The organism is Stieleria sp., from assembly GCF_041595215.1.
GTDB classification, from domain to species: Bacteria; Planctomycetota; Planctomycetia; order Pirellulales; family Pirellulaceae; genus Stieleria; species Stieleria magnilauensis.
In genome coordinates this window covers 1-4,123 of the sequence record NZ_JBFHKV010000808.1, presented here as the reverse complement: position 1 = coordinate 4,123, position 4,123 = coordinate 1, and the positions used below count along the sequence as shown (strand labels likewise).

Sequence of the window (4,123 nt, the reverse complement as noted above, 5' to 3'; positions counted from 1 at the left end):
CGCCGACGAAGCCGACACCGACGCCGACGAATCCGACACCAGCGCCGACCCGTCCGACGCCGGCGAGCATGATGCCGCCGGTCGGGATGTCGATTCCCGAGACGCCGATGACCCCCGATCCGCCGGCGACCGGCTCGACGCCTTCCACTCCGACTCCAACGGCGACCCCGAATCCCACGCCCGCCATGACGGCGGAGCGTGTCGCCGCCAATCAGGCCAAGATCGAAGCGGTCCAGCAGCTGATTCGAACGGCCGATTGGGATCAGATGAAGCCCGCCGCCGAGGCGTTGACGAAACTTGATCTCGATGCGGAGCAATCCAAGCGTGCCAGCGCACTCTATGACATCGCCGACCTGGCGACCTTTTATCGCGGCGCGATCGGTCGTGGGTTGGCGACACTCAACACGGGAAGCACCTTCGATTATGTCGAGGGCCTGCCGGTCATCGTCGTCGAAGTCTCGCCCGAGATGTTGGCGATCCAGTTCAACAAGCGAACGCGATCCTTCACCGTCGACGACATGCCGCCACGGCTGACAGAAAAGATCACGTCTTTTGCGCTTTCCCCCGAACGTCCCGACGCGATCGCCGGTCAAGCGTTGTATCGTCTGATTCACCCCAAGTGGCGCGTCGAGTATCGTGACGACACGTTTGCACAGCTCGCGGCCATCGACGGCCAACTCGAACAAGTTGACACGGCGATGCTGCAACAAGTCGCCAAAGAACTCTTTTCAGAATAGATGCCACATTCGATCGAAGCTTCACCTCCCGATGGTACGATCGCTTCGGCCATCGCGACGCTGAAGAAATTGATTTCCTTTCCTTCGGTCAGCGCGAAAAGCAACGTCGACATCAACGACTGGTGCGCGGCCACACTCGCCCAAATGGGGTTCACGCTTTGGCGCAGCGGATACCGCGATGAGCGTGGCGTGCGCAAGGCAAACCTGGTCGCGGTCCGCAACCCTGCCGGGCAACGCTGTGAAGCATCTTTTAGCGGTAGGGCGCGAGCCCTCCGGTATTTCGGCAACGATGAGGGACCGGAGGGCTTGCGCCCTGCCGCTAACACCTCGTCAAACGCGGCGAATAAATGCTTCACGGCGTTGCCTGCCGGGACGGAGCAGCACGAGACGTCTGCCGATCACAGCACCGCAGCATCGTCACACCAGGGGCTCGCGTATTTTTGTCACACCGATGTCGTGCCGGCCAAGAAGTGGGTGGGCGCCCCGACTCCATCGAGTCCTTCCACCGACGATGCCGCGGCGGGACCGTTTGATGCGGTGGTGAGCGACGATCGAGTGTATGGACGCGGTGCGTGTGACATGAAGGGTTCGTTGGCGGCGATGCTGTCCGCAGTGGCTCGCGTCGATGCCCGTCAACAAACCGCACCGATCTGGATGGTGTGCACCGCCGACGAAGAAGTCGGATTCAACGGCGCTAAACACCTGGTCGATCACTGCGACGGTTATCGCGAACTGGTCCGCGCCGATCCCGTCTCGGTGATCGGCGAGCCGACGGAGATGAATGTCGTTTACGCGCACAAGGGGATCCAGGGATTCACCGTCCACAGTCGAGGTCGTGCCGGTCACAGTGCGACCAACTTTGGAATCAATGCGAACGAGGCGATGGTGCCGATGCTGGTCAAGCTGTTGGAGCTTTGCCAGCGGACACGTGAAGACGCGGGATTGCAGGACGATCGTTTCGACCCGCCGGTGTTGTCTTGGAACTTTGGCGTCAGCGACCACAGCAACGTCGTCAACATCACGCCCGAACGCAGTGACGCCTGGGTCAGTTTCCGCACGATGCCGGAGGTGGATGCGGCGGAGTTGGTGGCCGAAGCGGACGCGACCGCGCGTCGGCTCGGCTTGACCGTGACGCCGATCGCCGGCTGCGACCCGCTGTGGACCGATCCCGACAGCGAGATCGTGTCGCAATTTCAAGCGATCGCCGGCACGCGATCCCAGACCGTTTGCTACGCGACCGACGGCGGCGTACTGGGAGAACTGTCGCGACGCATCGTGATCGGTCCCGGCAGCATCGCCCAAGCACACACTGTCGACGAATGGATCGCCATCGATCAACTCCGCCGCGGCATCGACTGCTACGAAAAAGCCCTCCGCCACTGGTGCACCGACGTGGCCTAAGCTTCCAGCGTGCGATCACCTACCTAAGCCTCCAGCTTGCGACCCCCCGCGACGTTTCGTCGCGCGGCATGCGTCGCATGCCGAGCGTCACGCGAAGCGTGACCAGTGGGTGGCAAGCAAGATGCTTACCCCACCCCGCACGCGAAGCGTGACCAGGGGGCGGCAAGCAAGATGCTTACCCCACCCCGCACGCGATGCGTAACCAGGGGCGGCAAGCAAGATGCTTACCCCACCCCGCACGCGAAGCGTGACCAGGGGTGGCAAGCAAGATGCTTGCCCCACCCCAAGCAAGAGGCTTACCCCACGGTCCCCGGGTCCAACTCGATCGCGGCGTCGGCGATCAGCGTGGGGATCCCGCCCCGGACGGGATACAGGCGCGCACCATCTGCGGTGGTAAGCCCTTGGTCCAATGCACTTTCGACCAGTTGGTCGGAGGCATCGCGGACCAATCCCTGGGCAATTTTTTCGTTCAATTCGACGATCACCGCAGGGGACGAAATCTGCAACGTTTGCCCCGAAATCGGGCACTGAACCAGGTGGAGAAGTTTTTCATCGAGCATCTTTTTTTGTTCCGACGTGGGTATTGTTTCGAGTTGGCACGGTTCCATACCGATTCTGGGAAGGTGGCGATCGTGCGGAACTGACACGCCTGCATCGCCAGCCTTTCTTTTCAGTTGGAACCATTCACGCCGAGCATGAAATGGCTTGGGCGGGGAGTTTAACGAGCATGAACGTTCGCAAAACGGAATTGTTACGCAAGACAGCGGCCACGTTGTTCGTCGCAGCGGGCTCGATGGCCCTTTCCGGCGGGGCTGGCGCACAGGCCCCCTCCGGCGATTTGCACAAGGACCCGGTGACCGGCGATATCTATCGTACCGTGACGCAGCGGATCACGCGTCCGGTGGTCGAGGACCGCGTCGAACGCCAAGAAACCGTCGTGCACCGTCCGGAAACCGTCACGGAAATTCGACCGGAAGTCCGCACCAGCTACTCCCCCGTCACTCAGATGAAATGGATGCCCTACGTAGAAGGACGCTGGAACCCGTTCCGGCAGCCCACGGTCGCCTATCGTCAGGTCCCCGAAACCCGCTGGGAAGCCCGCAGCGAGGTCGTCAACCGCGCGACCACTCAAACGCGTTGGGTCGCTGAAAAACGGACGGTGGAAGTGCCGAAACGGACCGTCCGCTACGAAACCACCGAACAAAAGGGGCTGGAACTGGTCGCCCGTGCGATGCCGCAACCCAGCATCGGATCCAACGTCGCCCCGGAAGTCGCCGCACGGCTGCGGCCGATTTCGACGACCACCGACGGGACCTATGCCACCCAGCCCGTCACGGCGATCGCGTCCAACACCGTCGGTCGATCGACCAGCGAACCGCCGATGCGTAGTTCCATGCAATCCGGAATGCGAACCAACGTGCTGCAACCGGCCAACGGGCTCGGTGCGCCGGTCCCGACCAACGCCGGGACGGTGATCGCGACGGTGCCTTCGTTCTCGGTCTATCGATAGCCTCGGGCCCATTGGCATGCACAGCATGCCCTACGTGTCTGTGAAGCATTTATTCCCTGCGTTTTGCGAGGTGTTAGCGGCAGGGCGCAAGCCCTCCGGTCCCTCATCGTTCCCGAAACACCGGAGGGCTCGCGCCCTACCGCTAAAAAATGCTTCACAGCGACACCCTCCGGGGTCGCGTCGAGCGGGGAACCGGGTGTCCGGAGGTATCGCTCCGCTCACCTCCGGCTACTGGCTTGAACCCCGTTCGGGGTCATGCCACCTACGCCGGCACGGAACGCGTTGCTTACCCTTGCGGTACATGGCTGGGGACGACCAGCACCGGATGCGGACTGCGGCGAATGCGGTCTTGGACGAATCCTTGGCCGAACCGGTCATCGACTTCCAAGGGCAAGACCAACAGCGTCTGGTCTCGGTTTTGCAAGGGATTGGGCGGCGCGACCTCGCCGGCCAGTGGCCGCAAATGGTAGCTGCG

5 protein-coding genes and 1 pseudogene are annotated in these 4,123 nt (G+C 62.4%); 3 read left to right on the top strand and 3 right to left on the bottom strand.

Features of this window, described 5'->3' with window-relative positions; all coding sequences use genetic code 11:
* On the bottom strand, positions 1-187 hold a 187-nt coding region (locus tag ABX749_RS24495; RefSeq protein WP_372898303.1), incomplete at its 3' end, for a hypothetical protein.
* Here ABX749_RS24495 and ABX749_RS24490 point away from each other — a divergent pair.
* Complete coding sequence (locus ABX749_RS24490) at positions 186-737, top strand: hypothetical protein (RefSeq protein ID WP_372898302.1); 552 nt, start codon at positions 186-188, stop codon at positions 735-737. The two genes, ABX749_RS24495 and ABX749_RS24490, sit on opposite strands and share 2 nt — an antisense overlap.
* Positions 738-2,138, top strand: coding sequence for a M20 family metallopeptidase (locus ABX749_RS24485; protein ID WP_372898301.1), 1,401 nt, complete (start codon positions 738-740; stop codon positions 2,136-2,138).
* Positions 2,139-2,434: 296 nt separating this feature from the next.
* On the opposite strand, the gene ABX749_RS24480 is transcribed toward ABX749_RS24485, so the two are convergent.
* A complete protein-coding gene (locus ABX749_RS24480) occupies positions 2,435-2,698 on the bottom strand; it encodes a Trm112 family protein (RefSeq protein ID WP_372898300.1) in 264 nt (87 codons plus the stop codon).
* 167 nt (positions 2,699-2,865) lie between these two features.
* On the opposite strand from ABX749_RS24480, the gene ABX749_RS24475 reads away from it, so the two are divergent.
* Positions 2,866-3,648, top strand: a complete 783-nt coding sequence (locus tag ABX749_RS24475) for a hypothetical protein (protein ID WP_145220537.1) — start codon at positions 2,866-2,868, stop codon at positions 3,646-3,648.
* Positions 3,649-3,934: 286 nt separating this feature from the next.
* On the opposite strand, the pseudogene ABX749_RS24470 reads toward ABX749_RS24475, so the two are convergent.
* Positions 3,935-4,123, bottom strand: a pseudogene (locus tag ABX749_RS24470) (universal stress protein); the annotation flags it as partial.